The sequence below is a fragment of the Luteimonas flava genome (assembly GCF_036584485.1).
Taxonomy (GTDB): Bacteria; Pseudomonadota; Gammaproteobacteria; order Xanthomonadales; family Xanthomonadaceae; genus Luteimonas; species Luteimonas flava.
Window position 1 is genome coordinate 1090041 of record NZ_JAZHBM010000002.1, and the last position, 18276, is coordinate 1108316.

General features: G+C 68.8%; 17 protein-coding genes. 15 read left to right on the plus strand and 2 right to left on the minus strand.

The genetic code is table 11. The features are described 5' to 3' along the window. Positions 1–49 precede the first annotated feature (49 nt). A complete protein-coding gene (parE, locus tag V3391_RS11935; RefSeq protein ID WP_332078622.1) occupies positions 50–1939 on the minus strand; it encodes a DNA topoisomerase IV subunit B in 1890 nt (629 codons plus the stop codon). Between the two features lie 300 nt (positions 1940–2239). On the opposite strand from parE, the gene V3391_RS11940 reads away from it, so the two are divergent. The 10 genes from V3391_RS11940 (at position 2240) to V3391_RS11985 (ending at position 10147) form a co-directional block, all read left to right on the plus strand. Then, positions 2240–2539, plus strand: a complete 300-nt coding sequence (locus V3391_RS11940) for a hypothetical protein (protein WP_232136976.1) — start codon at positions 2240–2242, stop codon at positions 2537–2539. A gap of 172 nt (positions 2540–2711) precedes the next feature. Beyond that, complete coding sequence (gene pyrG, locus V3391_RS11945) at positions 2712–4376, plus strand: CTP synthase (protein ID WP_332078746.1); 1665 nt, start codon at positions 2712–2714, stop codon at positions 4374–4376. Further along, positions 4373–5206, plus strand: a complete 834-nt coding sequence (gene kdsA / locus V3391_RS11950) for a 3-deoxy-8-phosphooctulonate synthase (protein ID WP_332078624.1) — start codon at positions 4373–4375, stop codon at positions 5204–5206. Before pyrG ends, kdsA begins: the two co-directional genes overlap by 4 nt. 59 nt (positions 5207–5265) lie before the next feature. After that, positions 5266–5700 carry a hypothetical protein gene (locus V3391_RS11955; RefSeq protein ID WP_332078625.1) on the plus strand — a complete coding sequence of 145 codons (435 nt, stop codon included), beginning with the start codon at positions 5266–5268 and terminating at the stop codon, positions 5698–5700. Between the two features lie 38 nt (positions 5701–5738). Beyond that, on the plus strand, positions 5739–7025 hold the full coding sequence (gene eno, locus V3391_RS11960) for a phosphopyruvate hydratase (RefSeq protein ID WP_332078626.1): 1287 nt from the start codon (positions 5739–5741) through the stop codon (positions 7023–7025). An 18-nt stretch (positions 7026–7043) separates the two neighbouring features. Then, a complete protein-coding gene (gene ftsB / locus V3391_RS11965; protein WP_332078627.1) occupies positions 7044–7400 on the plus strand; it encodes a cell division protein FtsB in 357 nt (118 codons plus the stop codon). Beyond that, entirely contained in the window at positions 7397–8086 is a 690-nt protein-coding gene (gene ispD / locus V3391_RS11970; protein WP_332078628.1) for a 2-C-methyl-D-erythritol 4-phosphate cytidylyltransferase, read from the plus strand. Before ftsB ends, ispD begins: the two co-directional genes overlap by 4 nt. A 135-nt stretch (positions 8087–8221) precedes the next feature. Beyond that, positions 8222–8719 (plus strand): 2-C-methyl-D-erythritol 2,4-cyclodiphosphate synthase, encoded by a 498-nt coding sequence (gene ispF, locus V3391_RS11975; protein WP_332078629.1) that lies wholly within the window; start codon positions 8222–8224, stop codon positions 8717–8719. Continuing rightward, positions 8709–9827: a tRNA pseudouridine(13) synthase TruD gene (truD, locus tag V3391_RS11980; protein WP_332078630.1), complete on the plus strand. Its 1119-nt coding sequence runs from the start codon at positions 8709–8711 to the stop codon at positions 9825–9827. The genes ispF and truD overlap by 11 nt, the downstream gene beginning before the upstream one ends. 89 nt (positions 9828–9916) lie before the next feature. Then, the gene (locus V3391_RS11985) at positions 9917–10147 is read left to right on the plus strand and encodes a hypothetical protein (protein WP_332078631.1); all 231 of its coding nucleotides are present in this window, start codon (positions 9917–9919) and stop codon (positions 10145–10147) included. Positions 10148–10153: 6 nt separating this feature from the next. Here the strand turns inward: V3391_RS11985 and V3391_RS11990 are convergent, their stop codons facing one another. After that, on the minus strand, positions 10154–10819 hold the full coding sequence (locus tag V3391_RS11990; protein WP_332078632.1) for a response regulator transcription factor: 666 nt from the start codon (positions 10817–10819) through the stop codon (positions 10154–10156). A 166-nt stretch (positions 10820–10985) separates the two neighbouring features. Between V3391_RS11990 and V3391_RS11995 the strand changes: the two genes are divergently transcribed. From V3391_RS11995 to alaS, 5 genes are all read left to right on the plus strand, one after another. Next, a complete protein-coding gene (locus V3391_RS11995; RefSeq protein ID WP_332078633.1) occupies positions 10986–12830 on the plus strand; it encodes a 3-hydroxybutyrate oligomer hydrolase family protein in 1845 nt (614 codons plus the stop codon). Positions 12831–12919: 89 nt separating this feature from the next. Beyond that, positions 12920–13561, plus strand: a complete 642-nt coding sequence (gene lexA / locus V3391_RS12000; RefSeq protein ID WP_232149877.1) for a transcriptional repressor LexA — start codon at positions 12920–12922, stop codon at positions 13559–13561. A 186-nt stretch (positions 13562–13747) separates the two neighbouring features. Beyond that, positions 13748–14791: a recombinase RecA gene (gene recA / locus V3391_RS12005; RefSeq protein WP_332078747.1), complete on the plus strand. Its 1044-nt coding sequence runs from the start codon at positions 13748–13750 to the stop codon at positions 14789–14791. Continuing rightward, on the plus strand, positions 14769–15410 hold the full coding sequence (locus V3391_RS12010; protein ID WP_332078634.1) for a regulatory protein RecX: 642 nt from the start codon (positions 14769–14771) through the stop codon (positions 15408–15410). The genes recA and V3391_RS12010 overlap by 23 nt, the downstream gene beginning before the upstream one ends. Positions 15411–15575: 165 nt before the next feature. Continuing rightward, positions 15576–18221, plus strand: a complete 2646-nt coding sequence (gene alaS, locus V3391_RS12015) for an alanine--tRNA ligase (RefSeq protein ID WP_332078635.1) — start codon at positions 15576–15578, stop codon at positions 18219–18221. The last annotated feature ends 55 nt before the right edge of the window (positions 18222–18276 follow it).

Consider the following 18276-nt stretch of genomic DNA (forward strand, 5'->3'; position numbering starts at 1 on the left):
TGGCGATTGGACGTGGCAGCGTGATCCGTTGCCACGTCGCGGCGCGCCATCAGACTTCCAGTGTCGCCAGGTCGCCCTTGGTTTCCAGCCAGGCCTTGCGATCGCCCGCACGCTTCTTCGCCAGCAGCATGTCGACCAGCGAGCGCGTCTGCAGATCGTCGTCGATCGTCAGCTGCACCAGGCGGCGCGTGTCGGGATGGATCGCCGACTCACGCAGCTGCGAGGGGTTCATCTCGCCCAGACCCTTGAAGCGGGTCACGTTGATCTGGCCCTTGAGCTTCTCGCGCGCGATCTTCTCCAGCAGCAGGCGCTTCTCTTCTTCGTCGAGCGCGTAGAACACCTGCTTGCCCACGTCGACGCGGAACAGCGGCGGCATCGCGACGAAGATGTTGCCGGCCGCGACCAGCGCCGGGAAATGGCGCAGGAACAGCGCGCACAACAGCGTCGCGATGTGCAGGCCGTCGGAGTCGGCGTCGGCCAGGATCACGACCTTGCCGTAGCGCAGGCCGGAGATGTCCTCCTTGCCCGGATCGCAGCCGATCGCGATCGCCAGGTTGTGCACTTCCTCCGAGCCCAGCACCGAGGTGCTGGCGACCTCCCAGGTGTTGAGGATCTTGCCGCGCAGCGGGAGGATCGCCTGGAAGTCCTTGTCGCGCGCCTGCTTGGCGCTGCCGCCCGCCGAGTCGCCCTCGACGAGGAACAGTTCGGTGCGCGAGAGATCCTGGCTGATGCAGTCGGCCAGCTTGCCCGGCAGCGCCGGCCCCTGGGTGACCTTCTTGCGGACGATCTGCTTCTCGGTCTTGAGCCGCGCGCTGGCGCGGTCGATCGCGAGCTGGGCGATCTTCTCGCCCAGATCCGTGTGCTGGTTGAGCCACAGGCTGAAGGCATCGTGCGCGGCGCCCTCGACGAAGCCCGCGGCCTGGCGCGACGACAGCCGCTCCTTGGTCTGGCCGGAGAACTGCGGGTCGGTCATCTTCATCGACAACACGAAGGCGACGCGGTCCCAGACGTCTTCCGGCGCCAGCTTGACGCCGCGCGGCAACAGATTGCGGAAGTCGCAGAACTCGCGCAGCGCGTCGGTGAAGCCGGTGCGCAGGCCGTTGACGTGGGTGCCGTGCTGCGCGGTCGGGATCAGGTTGACGTAGCTCTCCTGCACCAGCTCGCCATCGACCACCCAGGCGACCGCCCAGTCGACGGTCTCGGTGTCCTTCTTCAGCGCGCCGACGAACAGCTCCGGCGGCAGCAGTTCGCGCTCGGCCAGTTCGCCCTTGAGGTAATCGCGCAGGCCATCCTCGAACAGCCACTGGTCGCGTTCGCCGGTCGCTTCATCCAGCAGCGTTACGGTCAGGCCCGGGCACAGCACGGCCTTGGCGCGCAGCAGATGCCGCAGTGCACGCACGCTGAACTTCGGGCTGTCGAAATACTTCGGGTCGGCCCAGAAGCGCACGCGGGTGCCGGTGTTCTTCTTGCCGACCGTGCCGACCACTTCCAGCGGCGACGCGCGGTCGCCATTTCGGAAAGTGATGCGGTGCTCGCTGCCGTCGCGCTTGATGTGCACTTCCACCAGCGTCGACAGCGCATTGACCACGCTGACACCCACGCCGTGCAGGCCGCCGCTGAAGGTGTAGTTCTTGTTGCTGAACTTTCCGCCGGCGTGCAGGCGCGTGAGGATCAGCTCGACGCCCGGGATCTTTTCTTCCGGGTGGATGTCGACCGGCATGCCGCGGCCGTCGTCGGACACTTCGCAGCTGCCGTCCTTGAACAGCGTGACGGCGATCTCGCGGGCGTGCCCGGCGAGCGCTTCGTCGACGGCGTTGTCGATGACTTCCTGCGCCAGATGGTTCGGGCGCGTGGTGTCGGTGTACATGCCGGGACGGCGCTTGACCGGATCCAGGCCGGAGAGGACTTCGATGTCGGCGGCGTTGTAGCGGGTGTTCATTCGATGCTGCGCGGCGGGAATCGGCGCATGTTAAAGGAATTGCCGATCCGCCGATTCCGGAGCGTGTCGCGGCGGGAAACAGCGCGATCCGCGCCACCGCCGCATGTAAGCGGTTGCAATGAAGTTAGCGCCGTGTGGACCCCCTGTAAGCAGGCCGTTGTTCAGTTGCGGGCCGGGTCGCGGTGGCTAGGTTCGAACCGTCGAGCAGAACCCGCCGACACCCTTCATCCGCCGCTCCGCGGCGGATGGTTTGCAAGACGCAACGCTGCTCCACTTTCGAATTCAAATCCGGAGAGTCCAATGAAGACCCGCAACGTACTGTTCGCCGCCATCGTCGCCACCGCCTTCGCCGCCCCCGCGTTCGCCCAGGATGCCTCGGTCGAGCAGCAGGCTCGCGACGCCCAGATCGCCGCGCAGCAGGCCGAGCAGGCGGCCCAGACCGCCGAGGCATCGGCGCAGGCCGCCGAAACCGCCGCCACCGAAGCCGACTACGCGACCGACGCCGTGAACGAGGCCTACGACGCGCAGGCCGACGCCGCCGTGCAGACCGCCGAGGAGCCGGTGCCGCAGGTCGAGGAAGAAGAGGAAGATCCGGCCTGATCCACGCGCCCGGCATCACCCACGGAACGCCCCGGTCAGCCGGGGCGTTCTGCTGTGCGGGCAGGCGTCGATGTGACGGGCCGGTGCGCAGGACCGGGCGCGGTTCGGCCGCAGCCTGTAGAATGGGGCTTTCCAGCGACCTGCTGTGCCCATGACGCCTCCTTCCAGTTCCATCACTCCGCTCGTGTTCGTGACCGGCGGCGTGGTCTCTTCCCTCGGGAAGGGCATCGCGGCCGCCTCGCTGGCGGCCATTCTCGAAGCCCGCGGCCTGCGGGTGACGATGATGAAGCTCGATCCCTACATCAACGTCGACCCCGGCACGATGAGCCCGTTCCAGCACGGCGAGGTCTACGTGACCGACGACGGCGCGGAAACCGATCTCGATCTCGGCCACTACGAGCGCTTCATCAATGTGCGCCTGTCGGGCAAGAACTCGATCACGACCGGCAAGATCTACGAGAGCGTGATCCGCAAGGAACGTCGCGGCGATTACCTCGGCGCGACCGTGCAGGTCATCCCGCACATCACCGACGCGATCAAGCGCGCCATCGACGAGGCCACGCAGGGTTACGACGTGGCCCTGGTCGAAATCGGCGGCACCGTCGGCGACATCGAATCGCTGCCGTTCCTCGAGGCGATCCGCCAGATCCGCACCGACCGCGGCAGCGACAAGGCCGTCTTCATGCATCTGACCCTGGTGCCGTACATCGCGGCCGCCGGCGAGCTGAAGACCAAGCCGACGCAGCACTCGGTCAAGGAACTGCGCTCGATCGGCATCCAGCCCGACATCCTGCTGTGCCGCAGCGAGCAGCCGCTGCCCGACGGCGAGCGCCGCAAGATCGCCTCGTTCACCAACGTGTCGGAGAAGGCGGTGATCTCGGCCGTCGATCTCGACAACATCCACAAGATTCCGATGTGGCTGCATGCGCAGGGCCTGGACGAGATCGTCGTCGAGCGCCTGCGCCTGGGCGACAAGGCCAAGCCGACTGCGGATCTTTCCGAGTGGATCGACGTGGTCAATGCGGTCGAACACCCGATCGACGAAGTGGTGATCGGCGTCGTCGGCAAGTACGTCGACCACAAGGACGCCTACAAGTCGGTCGGCGAAGCACTCAAGCATGGCGGCGTGCGCCAGCGCACCCGCGTCAGCCTGAAGTGGATCGAATCCCAGGACATCGAGCGCGACGGCGCCGCCGCGTGGCTCGGCGACGTGGACGGCGTGCTGGTGCCCGGCGGCTTCGGCGACCGTGGTTTCGAAGGCAAGGTGCTGGCCTCGCAGTACTCGCGCGAAACCGGCCTGCCGTATTTCGGCATCTGCTACGGCATGCAGGCCGCCGTCGTCGACGTGGCGCGCAACGTCGCCGGTCTCGAAGGCGCCAACAGCACCGAGAACGACAAGCAGTCGCCGCATCCGGTCATCGGCCTGATCACCGAATGGCGCACGCAGTCGGGCGATGTCGAGCGTCGCAGCGAAGACAGCGATCTGGGCGGCACGATGCGCCTGGGCCTGCAGGAACAGCGCCTCAAGCCCGGCACGAAGTCGCGCGAGGTCTACGGCCAGGATGTCGTCGGCGAGCGCCACCGCCACCGCTACGAATTCAACAACCGCTACCGCACCCAGCTCGAGGACGCCGGCCTGGTGATCGCCGCCAAGTCGATGGACGACCTGCTGGTGGAGATGGTCGAACTGCCGCAGCATCCGTGGTTCATCGCCTGCCAGGCGCATCCCGAATTCCTGTCCACGCCGCGCGGCGGCCATCCGCTGTTCATCGGCTTCGTGCGCGCCGCGCGCGAGAACAAGGCCGGCGGCGCGCTGCTCAAGGAGGCACACGCATGAAGCTCTGTGGATTCGAGGTCGGTCTCGACCAGCCGTTCTTTCTGATCGCCGGCCCCTGCGTCATCGAGTCGGAGCAGCTGCAGCTCGACGTCGCCGGCCAGTTGAAGGAGATCACGTCCGAGCTCGGCATCAATTTCATCTTCAAGTCGAGCTTCGACAAGGCCAACCGCACGTCCGGCACCAGCTTCCGCGGCCCGGGCATGGAAGAGGGCCTGCGCGTGCTGGCGGAAGTGAAGCGCCAGCTCGGCGTGCCGGTGCTGACCGACGTGCACGAATACACGCCGATGGACGAGGTCGCTTCGGTCGTCGATGTGCTGCAGACGCCGGCCTTCCTCGTGCGCCAGACCGACTTCATCAAGAAGGTCTGCGCGGCCGGCAAGCCGGTCAACATCAAGAAGGGCCAGTTCCTGTCGCCGTGGGACATGAAGCCCGTCGTCGAGAAGGCCAAGTCCACCGGCAACGACCAGATCATGGTCTGCGAGCGCGGCGCGAGCTTCGGCTACAACAACTTGGTCAGCGACATGCGCTCGCTGGCGGTGATGCGCGAGACGAATTGCCCGGTCGTGTTCGACGCGACCCACTCGGTGCAGCTGCCGGGCGGGCAGGGCAATTCCAGCGGCGGTCAGCGCGAGTTCGTGCCGGTCTTGGCGCGCGCTGCCATTGCGGTTGGCGTGGCCGGTGTGTTCATGGAAACGCACCCCAGGCCCGAAGAAGCGCTCAGCGACGGCCCGAACGCGTGGCCGCTGGGGCGCATGCGCGCGTTGCTGGAAACGATGCTGGAACTCGACGCCGTCACCAAGCGTGCCGGCTTCGCGGAAGCCGACCTCTGACCGGCTGGTGGCCCTGGCTGATCGCCTTGCTGTCTTGCGCGGCAGCGGTCGCCTTGGCCGTGCGCAGTGCCCGCAAGATCGCGGAGTCGGCCGTACCGGTCGCACGTGACGAGCCCTTGCTGCACACGGCGCGTGCGCGCGCCCAGGCGTCGATCGATGAGCTGCGTCCGCATGTCGGTTCGCCGCTGCAGGTCGGGGTGAAGATCCCGCTGCGTAACGCGGCCGGCGAGATCGAACACGTCTGGGGCACGCCTGAATCGCTCGATGCCGCATCGGTGACGCTGCGCATCGTCACGCCCTTCGTCGATGGCGCCCTGCCGTCCGAGCCGGTAACCGTTGCGGTCGCCGAGATCGAGGATTGGCAGGTGTTCCTCGACGACGGCCGTATCCTCGGTGGCTTCGGCACCCGTGCGCAGATGGCCGTGGCCCGCCGCGACGGCCATCCGATTCCCGAACACGTCCTGGCCCAGGAAGCGCGCTTCGTCGACGCCTGAGCACTCCCATTTTCCCGAACGAGACTTTCGACCCGACCATGACCGCCATCGCCAAGATCCACGCCCGCGAGATCCTCGACTCCCGCGGCAATCCGACCCTCGAAGCCGAAGTGACGCTGGAAGACGGCAGCTTCGGCCGTGCGATGGTGCCGTCCGGCGCCTCGACCGGCGCCCGTGAGGCGGTGGAACTGCGCGATGGCGACAAGACGCGCTATCTCGGCAAGGGCGTGCAGAAGGCCGTCGGCAACGTCAACGGCGCGATCGCCGAGGCGCTGAAGGGTTTCGATGCCGCCGACCAGGCGGGCCTCGACAAGCGCCTGATCGATCTCGACGGCACCGAAAACAAGGGCCGCCTCGGCGCCAACGCGCTGCTCGGCGTCTCGATGGCGAACGCGCATGCGCTGGCCGCGTCGAAGAAGATTCCGCTGTGGAAGCTGCTCGGCGGCGACCGCGCGCCGGTGCTGCCGGTGCCGATGATGAACATCATCAACGGCGGCGCGCATGCCGACAACAACGTCGATTTCCAGGAATTCATGGTGCTGCCGGTCGGCTTCTCGAGCTTCTCCGAGTCGCTGCGCGCGGGCACCGAAATTTTCCACGCCCTCAAGTCCGTGCTCAAGAGCCACGGCCTGAGCACGGCGGTCGGCGACGAAGGCGGCTTCGCGCCGGATTTCCGCAGCAACGTCGAAGCGCTCGACACGATCCTCGAGGCGATCGGCAAGGCCGGTTACGCCGCGGGCGACGACGTGCTGCTGGGTCTGGACGTCGCATCGAGCGAGTTCCACGACAACGGCAAGTACCACCTGGTCGGCGAGAACAAGCGCCTGACCGGCGAGCAGTTCGTCGACTTCCTCGCCGACTGGGCCGCGCAGTACCCGATCGTCACGATCGAGGACGGCATGGCCGAGGACGACTGGACCGGCTGGAAGCAGCTGACCGACCGCATCGGCGACAAGGTGCAGCTGGTCGGCGACGACCTGTTCGTCACCAACCCGAAGATCTTCAAGGAAGGCATCGATTCGAAGACCGCGAACGCGATCCTGATCAAGGTCAACCAGATCGGCACGCTGACCGAGACACTCGAAGCCATCGCGATGGCGGATGCGGCGGGTTACGCCGCGGTCGTGTCGCACCGTTCCGGCGAGACCGAGGACACGACGATCGCCGACATCGCGGTCGCCACCACGGCCACGCAGATCAAGACCGGTTCGCTGTGCCGCAGCGATCGCGTCGCCAAGTACAACCAGCTGCTGCGCATCGAAGAGGCTCTGGGCAGTGCTGCCCGGTACGCCGGCCGCGATGCGTTCGTGTCGCTGAAGCGCTGATTCCACAGGACATCGTCAATGCGCGCGTTGCTCGTCGTGCTGCTGGTGCTCGCCACGCTGCTGGCCTGGTTGCAGTACCGGCTGTGGTTCGGCGTGGGCGGGACCGAGCAGGTCGAGGAGCTGCGTGCCCGCGTCGAGACGCAGGCACGCCAGAACGAAGGCCTGGAGCAACGCAACGCCGCACTCGCGGCCGAAGTCGCCGACCTCAAATCCGGTGAGGCGGCGATCGAGGAACGCGCGCGTGGCGAGCTCGGCATGATCAAGCCGGGCGAAACCTTCTACCGCGTCGTCGACGATGCCCGCATTGCGCCGCTGCCGGCCGAGCACGCGCTCGATCCGGACGCGCAGCGCCGCGCGCAGGACCAGACGCCGTGAGCAACTGGGTGATCGTGCCGGCCGCCGGTCGCGGCAGCCGGTTCGGCGGCGCGGTGCCGAAACAGTTTCTCGAGGTGGGCGGGCGCAGCGTTCTGGCGCACACGCTCGACGCGCTCGCCGGGCATTCCGGCATCGGCGGCGTCGTGCTGGTGCTCGGTGCCGACGACGCACCGCTGCTGCCCGACGCCGTGCTGCACGGCAAGCCGCTGGTCCGCGCACCGGGCGGCGACAAGCGTGCGGCATCGGTGCTCGCCGGTCTGCATGCATTGCCCGAATCGGTCCGTCCCGACGACTTCGTGCTGGTGCACGATGCCGCGCGTCCGAACCTGCACGCCGACGATCTCGATGCGCTGCTCGAACGCGGCCGCATGGATCCGGTCGGCGCGATTCTCGCCGCACCCGTGCGCGACACGCTCAAGCGGGCAGGCGACGACGGCGGCATCGACGGTACCGAACCCCGCGAACGCCTGTGGCGCGCGCTGACCCCGCAGCTTTTCCGCCGCCTGCAACTGGGCCGCGCACTCGAAGCCGCCGACGTCGACGGCATCGCGGTCACCGACGAAGCCATGGCCATGGAGCGCCAGGGCGCGCGCCCGCTGCTGGTCGAAGGCCGCGAGGACAATTTCAAGATCACGACGCCGGCGGATTTCGCGCGCTTCGAGTTCGAGCTGTCGCGACGCAGATAAGGACTGGCCACGGATCTACGCAGATGCGCGCGGATCGAAGCGAAGCCTTCGTAGGTGCATCAGCCGCACCTGTGACTTGCCCACGTCCCAATCCGTGGCAAGCTGCCGTCCCGTTTTTCCCGCAGGTTTACCGACATGACCGCCACGCCTGATTTCCGCATCGGCCAGGGCTTCGACGTCCATGCCTTCGGCGATGGCGACCACGTGATGGTCGGCGGCGTCCGCATCCCGTTCGAACGCGGCGTACTCGCGCACAGCGATGGCGACGTCGCGCTGCACGCGCTGTGCGACGCGATGCTCGGCGCGCTCGCGCTCGGTGACATCGGCGTGCATTTCCCGCCGTCCGACGACCGCTGGAAGGGCGCCGACAGCCGTGCGCTGCTGCGGCATTGCAACGGGTTGCTCGCGGAGCGCGGCTGGCGCGTCGGCAATGCCGACGTCACCGTGATCTGCGAGCGGCCGAAGATCGGCCCGCACGCGTCGGCGATGCGCACGGCGATCGCCGACGATCTCGGCATCGCGCTCGACTGCATGTCGATCAAGGCGACCACCAGCGAACGCCTCGGCTTCACCGGTCGCGGCGAAGGCATCGCCGCGCAGGCGGTGTGCCTGCTGGTGCGCGATGGCGGCTGAGCCGGACGAGAGCGCCGATCGCGCGGCCGGCATGCTAACCGCGCACGGCGCGCCGGTGCTGTCGGCGACGATCCGCCAGCATCCGTCGGATTTCCGCGTCGACGAGATCGACGGCTTCGAGGCCAGCGGCGCGGGCGAACATCTGCTGCTGACGATCGAGAAGACCGGCATGAACACCGCATTCGTCGCGCGCCTGCTCGCGCAGTGGGCGGATGTCGACGGCCGTGCGGTCGGCTACGCCGGCCTGAAGGATCGGCACGCACTGACGACGCAGCGCTTCACCGTGCAGCTGCCGGGCCGCGACGCACCCGATAGCGCCGCGCTCGAAGCCATGGCCACGGGTCACGGCCAGTCGCTGCGCGTGCTTGCGCAGGCACGCCATGCGCGCAAGCTGCCGCGCGGCGCGCTGGCGGGCAACCGCTTCGTGCTGACGCTGCGCGATGTCGTCGGCGATGTCGCGGCGATCGAGGCGCGTCTGCAGACGATCGCCACGCGCGGCGTGCCGAACTATTTCGGCGAACAACGCTTCGGTCACGACGGCGGCAACATCGACAAGGCGCTGCGCATGTTCGCTGCGCCGCGCCGGCGCATGGACCGCGACCAGCGCGCGATGCTGCTGTCGGCCGCACGCTCGGCGCTGTACAACCGCGTGCTCGCGGCGCGCGTCGATGCCGGCGACTGGAACACCGGTCTCGATGGCGAGGTGTGGATGCTCGACGGCAGCCGCAGCGTGTTCGGTCCCGAACCGGTCAGCGCCGAGCTCGACGCACGCGTCGCCGCGCAGGACATCCATCCCACCGCGCCGCTGTGGGGCCGCGGCGCGCTGCGCAGCACGGGCGACGCACTCGCACGCGAAACCGCGGCGCTCGACGATCCGCAGTCGCTGGCATTGCGCGAGGGTCTGGAAACCGCCGGCCTGTCGCAGGAACGTCGCGCGACACGCCTGCAGCCGGGCGAACTGCAGTGGCGCTGGCAGGCGCCGGACCAGCTGCAGCTGTCGTTCGTGTTGCCGGCCGGCTGCTACGCGACCTCGGTGCTCGCCGAACTCGGCACCATCGGCAATGCCGCCGCCCGTCGGCCGGCACCGGACGCGCCGACCGGCGGTTGATCGGCCCGCGCGGCGCGGGTGTATAGCGCAGGGGCAGGTACCGCAACGGCGGCGCGCCTGCGCCGAGCCAGTCGCCGCGGAGTCCGACCATGCCGTCCTTCCTCCGAACCACACTCGTCCTGTCGGCCTGCGCGCTGGCGGCCTGCGCCAGCAGTTCGCCACGCCTGGCGGATGCACCGCCCCTTGAGGTGCGGATGCAATCCGTGGAGCCGCTGCGGATCACGACCGACGATGCCTACATCGCCAAGGTCAACCGCGAGGCGCAGCGCCGCGGCCTGCAGGTGCAATGGATCAATCCGCCGGTGCGGCGGAACGACTGATCGCCGTCAACCGGCGACGCGCAGCGCGGGATCGCTGATTTCCAGACCGCGCAGGATCACGCCGGCGTGGGTGCGGTTGCGCGCGCCGAGTTTCTCGAAGATCGCCGACATGTGCGCCTTGATCGTGCGTTCCTGCACGTCGAGGCGATCGGCGATCTGCTTGTTGAGCAGCCCCTCGGCGACCAGACGCAGCACCCGGAACTGCTGCGGCGTCAGGCTCGCGAAGCGCGCGGCGAGATCCATGTCCGCAGGCGCCGACTGCGCGCGTGCGACCGCGCCGCGCAGCGCAGGCGGCAGCCACTGCTCGCAATCGAGCACCGCGCGGATCGCTGCGCGCAGTTCGTCGAGGCCGGCGCTCTTGGGGATGTAGCCGGCGACGCCGTGATCGAGCGCGCGGCGCACCACCAGCGGGTCTTCGTTCGCCGACACCAGCACCACCGCCACGGCCGGGAACTGCGCGCGGATCGCGGCCAGCCCGGCCAGTCCGTGGTTGCCGGGCATGTGCAGGTCCAGCAGCACGAGGTCGATGTCGTCCTCGTGCTCCAGCGCTTCGAGCACGCCGTCGAGCGTCTCGGCCTCGCGCGTGGTGACGTCGGGCGCCGCATCGGCTGCCGCGCCGCGCAGGGCGGCGCGGAACAGCGGGTGGTCGTCGGCGATCAGCAGCTTGGGCATTCGGGGGCCGGATGGAATTCGGAATCGGGATTCGGGCGCGGTGGCTGCCAACGATGGCGTCGAATCCGTGCCCGGATGCGAGCGCCACACTAGCAAGCCCGGGCGGGGCGCGCGGCTGGTACCAAAGTACGATGGCCGCTGGCGAACGCGCTGCTACGGTGCCTGCATGACCAAGATCCGCATGCTCCGGCCGCTGTGCCTCGCCACCCTCGCGCTTTCGCTCGCCGCCTGTGCCGGCAGTGCGACGCGCACCGATCCTGCCTCGATGCGCGGAGACGACGCCACGATGTTCAGCGCCCAGCGCACCAGCCTCCACCGGGGCGACGACGATCTGCTGACCGCCGGCCTCGGACCGGCAGGCCTGCAGGCGATGACGCCGCCGACCTTCGCCGATCCCGAGCATCCGCGCGCCGACGAAGCACGGCGTCGTGCGCTCTGGGCGAACTGGCGCGGCATCGCCGATCTCGCGCCGGGCGGCGGCTACGGCACGCTCTACGGCAGTCTGGCGCCCGTACCGGGTCGCGAGTTCCACGCGCTGGCCACCGTGCCCGGTGCGTCGCAGCCGCATCGCGTGCTGGTGCAGGTCCCCGACGACTTCGACCGCACGCGCCGCTGCATCGTGGTCACGGCGTCGTCCGGTTCGCGCGGCATCTACGGCGCGATCGCCGTCGCCGGCGCCTGGGGCCTGCCGAAGGGCTGCGCCGTGGCCTACACCGACAAGGGCGCCGGCACCGATTACTTCGATGCCGATGCGGGCATCGGCGTCTCGACCGACGGCACGCCATCCACCGATCGCACGCAGGCCGTCTTTGCGCCGGAAGGCGCGGGGCAGGGCGTCGCGTTCAAGCATGCGCATTCCGGCGACAACCCCGAGGCCGACTGGGGCCGCCACGTCCGCCAGGCCGCCGAATTCGCACTGCAGGCGCTGGGCGAGGCGTATCCGGACGATGTGCCGTTCGATTTCGACAGCACCCGCGTCATCGCGGTCGGCATCTCCAATGGCGGTGGCGCGGTACTGCGCGCGGCCGAACTCGAAGGCGACTGGCTCGATGCCGTGGTCGCCGGCGAGCCCAGCATCCACGTCGACGCGCCGGGCGCGCGTTCGCTCTACGACTACACCACCGAAGCCGCGTTGCTGATGCCCTGCGCGCTGCTCGCCGTCGACAACCTGCCGCAGCCGCCATTGACCGCGCAGGTCGCGCCGCTGTGGACCGCGCGCTGCGCCTCGCTGCGCGCGGTCGGTCTGGTCGAAGGCGACGACGCTGCGGCGCAGTCGCGCTCGGCACTGGAAATCCTGCGCACCCACGGCTGGACCGACGGTGCGCTGCGCGCGGGCGCCCTGTCGGCGGGCTTCGACCTGTGGCGCGCGATCGCCGCGACCTACGCTTCCGCGTATGGACGCTTCAATGCGGACGCGCATCCCTGCGGATTTCGCTACGCGGCGCAGGGCCCGGACGGCAGTCCGCGTCCGGCGACCGCGACCGAACGCGCGACCTGGTGGAGCGACGGCAGCGGCATTCCGCCGGGCGCGGGTGTCGGCCTCGTCGACACGCGCATGGCGGGTGCCGATCCGCTGCTGCCCGGTCTGCAATGCCTGCGCGCGCTCAACGACGGTGACGATGCGGCCGCGAAGCGGGTGCAGGCCGGCATCGCCGAGACGCAGGTCGGCCTGCCGCGCGCAGGTCTGCCGGTCGTGGTGGTCCATGGCACCGACGACGGCCTGATCCCCATGGCGTTCACCAGCACGCCGTATGTCGGCTGGGCGCAAGCGGCCGGGCGCGACGTGCGCCTGTGGCAGGTTGCCAATGCGCAGCACTTCGACGGGTTCCTCGGCCTGCCGGACTACGCCGCGCGCTATGTGCCGCTGCTGCCATACGTGTACGCCGCGCTCGACCGCGTCGACGCGCATCTCGACGGCAAGAGCGCACTGCCGGGGGACGCCGCGATTCAGACCACGGCGCGTGGCGCAGGCAAGCCGCTTGACGCCGCCCACCTCGCGATCCCCCGCTGACGATCCCCCGCTGACGGACTGACGTCTGACGCCCTTTCCCGACGGCAAATGCTTGCAGCGTTCATGCGTTAGTAGTAATACTACTCATCATGGACCTGACCCAGACCCAGCACGCGATTCTCGAAATGATCGGCGAGCGCATCGCGGCCGAAGGCATGCCGCCTTCGCAGACCGAGATTGCCCGCGCGTTCGGCTTCAGCGGCGTGCGCGCCGCGCAATACCACCTCGATGCCCTGGAAGCCGCCGGCGCGATCGAGCGGGTGCCGGGCCGGGCACGTGGCATCCGCGTGCTGGTCCCGGTGCAGCAGGCGCAGCACGCGCTGGCCCTGGGCGCCACGCCCGGCGATGCGCTCCGCCTGCCGGTCCTCGGGCAGGTCGCCGCCGGTGCGCCGATCGGTGCCGACATCGGTTCCGACGATTACCTCGTCCTCGACCGCGTGCTGTTTTCGCCGTCGCCCGACTATCTGCTCAAGGTCAAGGGCGATTCGATGCGCGACGAGGGCATCTTCGAAGGCGACTTGATCGGCGTGCACCGCACCCGCGATGCGCGCTCGGGCCAGATCGTCGTCGCCCGTGTCGATGACGCGATCACGGTCAAGCTGCTGAAGATCGGCAAGGACCGCATCCGGCTGATGCCGCGCAATCCCGATTACGCACCCATCGAGGTGCTGCCCGACCAGGACTTCGCGATCGAAGGCCTGTACTGCGGGCTGGTCAGGCCGAACCGTTGAGCGCCTTGCCACGGCGGCGCACGGGATGCGGGGTGTTTCCCGACCGGCATCCGCGTCGCGCGCCGCTGACCGGCGCGCATCCACCCACTTAATTTGATGTCCTCCCTGCAGCGTCGCAGCCTGTGCGACCTGCGATTGCGAGGATGCATCCACCAGACCGGAACACGAATGACGAGGACCACCACGATGGACGAGAACAAGAAGCGCGCGCTCTCCGCAGCCCTGAGCCAGATCGAGAAGCAGTTCGGCAAGGGCTCGGTGATCCGCATGGGCGACCGCGTGTCGGAAGTGGTCCCGGTGATCCCGACCGGTTCGCTGCAGCTTGATCTCGCACTCGGCATCGGCGGCCTGCCGCGCGGCCGCGTCATCGAGGTCTACGGCCCGGAATCGTCGGGCAAGACCACGCTGACCCTGCAGACGATCGCGCAGTGCCAGAAGATGGGCGGCGTCGCGGCGTTCATCGACGCCGAGCATGCGCTGGATCCCACGTACGCCGCGAAGCTCGGCGTCAACGTCGAGGATCTGCTGGTCTCCCAGCCCGACACCGGCGAGCAGGCGCTCGAGATCGCCGACATGCTGGTGCGCTCGAACTCGGTCGACATGGTCGTCATCGACTCGGTCGCCGCACTGACCCCGCGCGCCGAAATCGAAGGCGAGATGGGCGACCAGCTGCCGGGCCTGCAGGCCCGTCTGATGAGCCAGGCGCTGCGCAAGCTGACCGGCAACATCAAGCGCAGCAACTGCATGGTGTTCTTCATCAACCAGCTGCGCATGAAGATCGGCATCATGATGCCGGGCCAGAGCCCCGAGACCACGACCGGCGGCAACGCGCTGAAGTTCTACGCCTCGGTCCGCCTCGACATCCGCCGCATCGGCGCGATCAAGAAGGGCGACGAGATCATCGGCAACCAGACCCGCATCAAGGTTGTCAAGAACAAGATGGCGCCCCCGTTCAAGCAGGTCATCACCGAAATCCTCTACGGCGAGGGCATCAGCCGCGAGGGCGAGCTGATCGACATGGGCGTCGAGGCCAAGCTGATCGAGAAGGCGGGTGCTTGGTACAGCGCGGGTGACGAGCGGATCGGACAGGGCAAGGAAAACGCCCGCCAGTACCTCAAGGACAACCCGGAAGTGGCCGCGCGCATCGAGGCGGGCATTCGCGAGAAGCTGCTGCCGGCAGCCGTGCTGGCGGCCGCAGCGGCGGGCAATGAAGAAAACGACGACGACTGAGCCGGTCGCGTCGGGCCTGCCCGGCGGCGGCGAACCGCATGACACGGACCTGCCGGCTGGCGGGTCCGTGGAACGCCTCGACGCGGCCGCGTCCGGGTCGACTGTCGAGGGTGACGCGCCTGCCACGGGCAGGCGCAGGAAACGCCGCGAACTGACGCCCGCCCAGCGGGCGTTGTCGTTGCTGGTACGGCGTGAGCATTCGCAACCCGAACTCCTGCGCAAGCTCGCCGCGCGCGGCATCGAGCCCGAGGCCGCCGCCGATGCCGTCGAACGCATGCGCGAGGCCGGCTGGCAGGACGACGGCCGCTTCGCCGCGAGCCTCGCCCGCAGCCGGGCCACGGGCGGCCACGGCCCGTTGCGGATCGAGGCCGAACTGGCCACGCATCGGCTCGATGCGGGCAGCATCGCTGCCGCCTTTGAATCGCTGGCCGCCGACGGCGAGGCCGACTGGCCGCAGCGCGCACGCGATCTGCTCGAACGCCGTTACGACGTGGCCGGGTTCGCGGACGATCCGGCACTGCGGCGCAAGGCCGTGGATTTCCTGCTGCGTCGCGGGTTCGACGGCGAGACCGCCTATGGCGCGGTCCGCGCGTTGCGGGACGATCGAGGCGCCGTGTAGCACGCGCGCGGGTTGCGCCGGTCCAGCGGCGCGCGTGGCCCCCGGACGGCCTGCTACCCTTTGCGGCTGTGGGCACCGCTCCGGACCTGCACCCGTTTACTAGCGGGCGCGCACGGCTGCCGGGGATGCCCTTACTCCCTCCAGCACGTCCGTCACGCCAGGCCCATGACCACGCAGACCCCCACCAGCACCGCCCAGATCCGCAGCGACTTCCTCGAGTTCTTCAAGGGCAAGGGCCACACCATCGTGCCGTCGGCGCCGCTGGTGCCCGGCAACGATCCCACGCTGCTGTTCACCAACTCCGGCATGGTGCAGTTCAAGGACGTGTTCCTGGGCGCCGAAAAGCGCAGCTACGTGCGCGCGGCCGACGTCCAGCGCTGCCTGCGCGCGGGCGGCAAGCACAACGATCTCGACGTCGTCGGCTACACCGCGCGTCACCACACGTTCTTCGAGATGCTCGGCAACTGGTCGTTCGGCGACTACTTCAAGAAAGACGCCATCGCCTGGGCGTGGGAACTGCTGACGCAGGTCTGGAAGCTGCCGGCCGATCGTTTGCTGGTCACCGTCTACCAGACCGACGACGAAGCCTACGCGCTGTGGCGCGACATGATCGGCATTCCGGAAGACCGCATCGTCCGCATCGGCGACAACAAGGGTGCGCCGTTTGCCTCCGACAATTTCTGGCAGATGGCCGACACCGGTCCCTGCGGCCCCTGCACCGAGATCTTCTATGACCACGGCCCCGCGCACTTCGGCGGCCCGCCGGGCTCGCCCGACGAGGACGGCGACCGCTTCATCGAAATCTGGAATCTGGTCTTCATGCAGTTCGACAAGCAGTCCGACGGCACGCTGGTGCCGCTGCCTGCGCCGTGCGTCGACACCGGCATGGGGTTGGAACGCCTTGCTGCGATCCTGCAGGGCGTGCACAGCAACTACGAGATCGACCTGTTCCAGGCCCTGATCCGTAAGGCCGGTGAACTCACCGGCACGCAGGATCTCGAAAACAAGTCGCTGCGCGTGATCGCCGACCACATCCGTGCCTGCAGCTTCCTGATCGTCGACGGCGTACTGCCGTCCAACGAAGGTCGCGGTTACGTGCTGCGCCGGATCATCCGCCGCGCACTGCGCCACGGCTGGATGCTCGGCGTGCGCCAGCCGTTCTTCAGCGCGATGGTCGCCACGCTCGACGACGTGATGGGCGAGGCGTATCCGGAACTGCGTGAGAAGCGCGACCTGGTCGAGCGCGCGCTCAAGGCCGAAGAGGAGCGCTTCGCCGAGACGCTCGACGCCGGCATGCGCATCTTCGACGACGTCGCTTCGCGCAGCAGCGGCGCGATTCCGGGCGAGGATGCGTTCCGCCTGTACGACACCTATGGCTTCCCGCTCGATCTCACCCAGGACATCGCGCGCGAGCGCGGCCTCGAGGTCGACATGCCGGGCTTCGACGCCGCCATGCAGCGCCAGCGCGAGACCGCGCGCGCGGCCGGCAAGTTCACCTCGAGCGCCGGCCTGTCGGCCGATCTCGTCGCCCAGCTGTCGCCGACCGTGTTCGTCGGCGACGACCAGAACGAAGCCGATGGCCTGCAAATTCTTGCGCTGCTCGTCGACGGGCGTCCGGTCGAGTCCGCATCGGCCGGCGACGAGGTCGTTGTGATCCTCGACCGCACGCCGTTCTACGGCGAGTCCGGCGGCCAGGTCGGTGATACCGGCGTGCTCGAAGCCGGCGGTGTGCGTTTCGAAGTCGACGACACGCAGAAATTCGCGGGCCAGTTCCACGGCCACGTCGGCCGCCTGGTGTCGGGCACGCTGCAGCGCGGTGGTCAGGTGCGCGGCGCGATCGATGCCGCACGCCGCGGCACCATCGTGCTCAACCACAGCGCGACGCATCTGCTGCACGGCGCGCTGCGCGATCTGCTCGGCACGCACGTCGCGCAGAAGGGCTCGCTGGTCGCGCCCGAGCGCCTGCGTTTCGACTTCTCGCATTTCCAGCAGGTGACGACCGACGAACTCGCCGAGATCGAACGTCGCGTCAACGTCGAAGTGCGCGCCAACCATCCGGTCAGCATCGAGCAGATGGACATGCAGTCCGCGCTCGATTCCGGCGCGATGGCGCTGTTCGGCGAGAAGTACGGCGAGCGCGTGCGCGTGGTGACGATGGGCGAATCGGTCGAGTTGTGCGGCGGTACGCACGTCGACCGCACGGGCCGCATCGGCCTGTTCAAGCTCGTGTCCGAAGGCGGCGTGTCGTCCGGCGTGCGCCGTATCGAAGCGCTGACCGGCCAGGCCGCACTCGATCATGTGCGCAGCGACGAAGAGCGCATGCGTCAGGCGGCCGGTCTGCTCGGCGGCACTGCCGGCGAAGTCGGCGAGCGTCTGCGTGCGCTGCTCGATCGCCAGAAGCAGCTCGAGCGCGAGCTCGAATCGCTGAAGGCCAAGGCCGCCAGCGGCGCGACCGCCGACCTCGGCGCGTCGGCTGTCGACGTCGACGGCATCAAGGTCGTCGCCGCGCGCATCGAAGGCCTCGATGCCAAGGCACTGCGGGATGCGGTGGATCGCCTCAAGCAGCAGCTCGGTGACGTCGTCGTGCTGCTGGCCGGCACGAGCGACGGCAAGGCGGCGCTGGTCGCCGGCGTCGGCGGCGCCGCGACCGGTCGCGTCAAGGCGGGCGAGCTGCTGTCGCACGTCGCGGCGAAAACCGGCGGCAAGGGCGGCGGTCGACCCGACATGGCACAGGGCGGCGGCGAAGACGGTCCTGCGTTGCTCGCGGCGCTCGGCGACGTCCGCCAGTGGGTCGCCGAACGCCTCGGCTAAGCGGGCGCTAAACGCCCGTCCCCGGTTGTTGACCGGCCGCCCGGCAGGGGACATG

Excerpts from the sequence above, each read along its gene's own strand:
- parE (WP_332078622.1), bottom strand. The coding sequence starts at position 1,939 with ATGAACACCCGCTACAACGCCGCCGACATCGAAGTCCTCTCCGGCCTG.
- V3391_RS11940 (WP_232136976.1), top strand. The coding sequence starts at position 2,240 with ATGAAGACCCGCAACGTACTGTTCGCCGCCATCGTCGCCACCGCCTTC.
- kdsA (WP_332078624.1), top strand. The coding sequence starts at position 4,373 with ATGAAGCTCTGTGGATTCGAGGTCGGTCTCGACCAGCCGTTCTTTCTG.
- eno (WP_332078626.1), top strand. The coding sequence starts at position 5,739 with ATGACCGCCATCGCCAAGATCCACGCCCGCGAGATCCTCGACTCCCGC.
- ftsB (WP_332078627.1), top strand. The coding sequence starts at position 7,044 with ATGCGCGCGTTGCTCGTCGTGCTGCTGGTGCTCGCCACGCTGCTGGCC.
- ispF (WP_332078629.1), top strand. The coding sequence starts at position 8,222 with ATGACCGCCACGCCTGATTTCCGCATCGGCCAGGGCTTCGACGTCCAT.
- truD (WP_332078630.1), top strand. The coding sequence starts at position 8,709 with ATGGCGGCTGAGCCGGACGAGAGCGCCGATCGCGCGGCCGGCATGCTA.
- V3391_RS11985 (WP_332078631.1), top strand. The coding sequence starts at position 9,917 with ATGCCGTCCTTCCTCCGAACCACACTCGTCCTGTCGGCCTGCGCGCTG.
- V3391_RS11990 (WP_332078632.1), bottom strand. The coding sequence starts at position 10,819 with ATGCCCAAGCTGCTGATCGCCGACGACCACCCGCTGTTCCGCGCCGCC.
- V3391_RS11995 (WP_332078633.1), top strand. The coding sequence starts at position 10,986 with ATGACCAAGATCCGCATGCTCCGGCCGCTGTGCCTCGCCACCCTCGCG.
- lexA (WP_232149877.1), top strand. The coding sequence starts at position 12,920 with ATGGACCTGACCCAGACCCAGCACGCGATTCTCGAAATGATCGGCGAG.
- recA (WP_332078747.1), top strand. The coding sequence starts at position 13,748 with ATGGACGAGAACAAGAAGCGCGCGCTCTCCGCAGCCCTGAGCCAGATC.
- V3391_RS12010 (WP_332078634.1), top strand. The coding sequence starts at position 14,769 with ATGAAGAAAACGACGACGACTGAGCCGGTCGCGTCGGGCCTGCCCGGC.
- alaS (WP_332078635.1), top strand. The coding sequence starts at position 15,576 with ATGACCACGCAGACCCCCACCAGCACCGCCCAGATCCGCAGCGACTTC.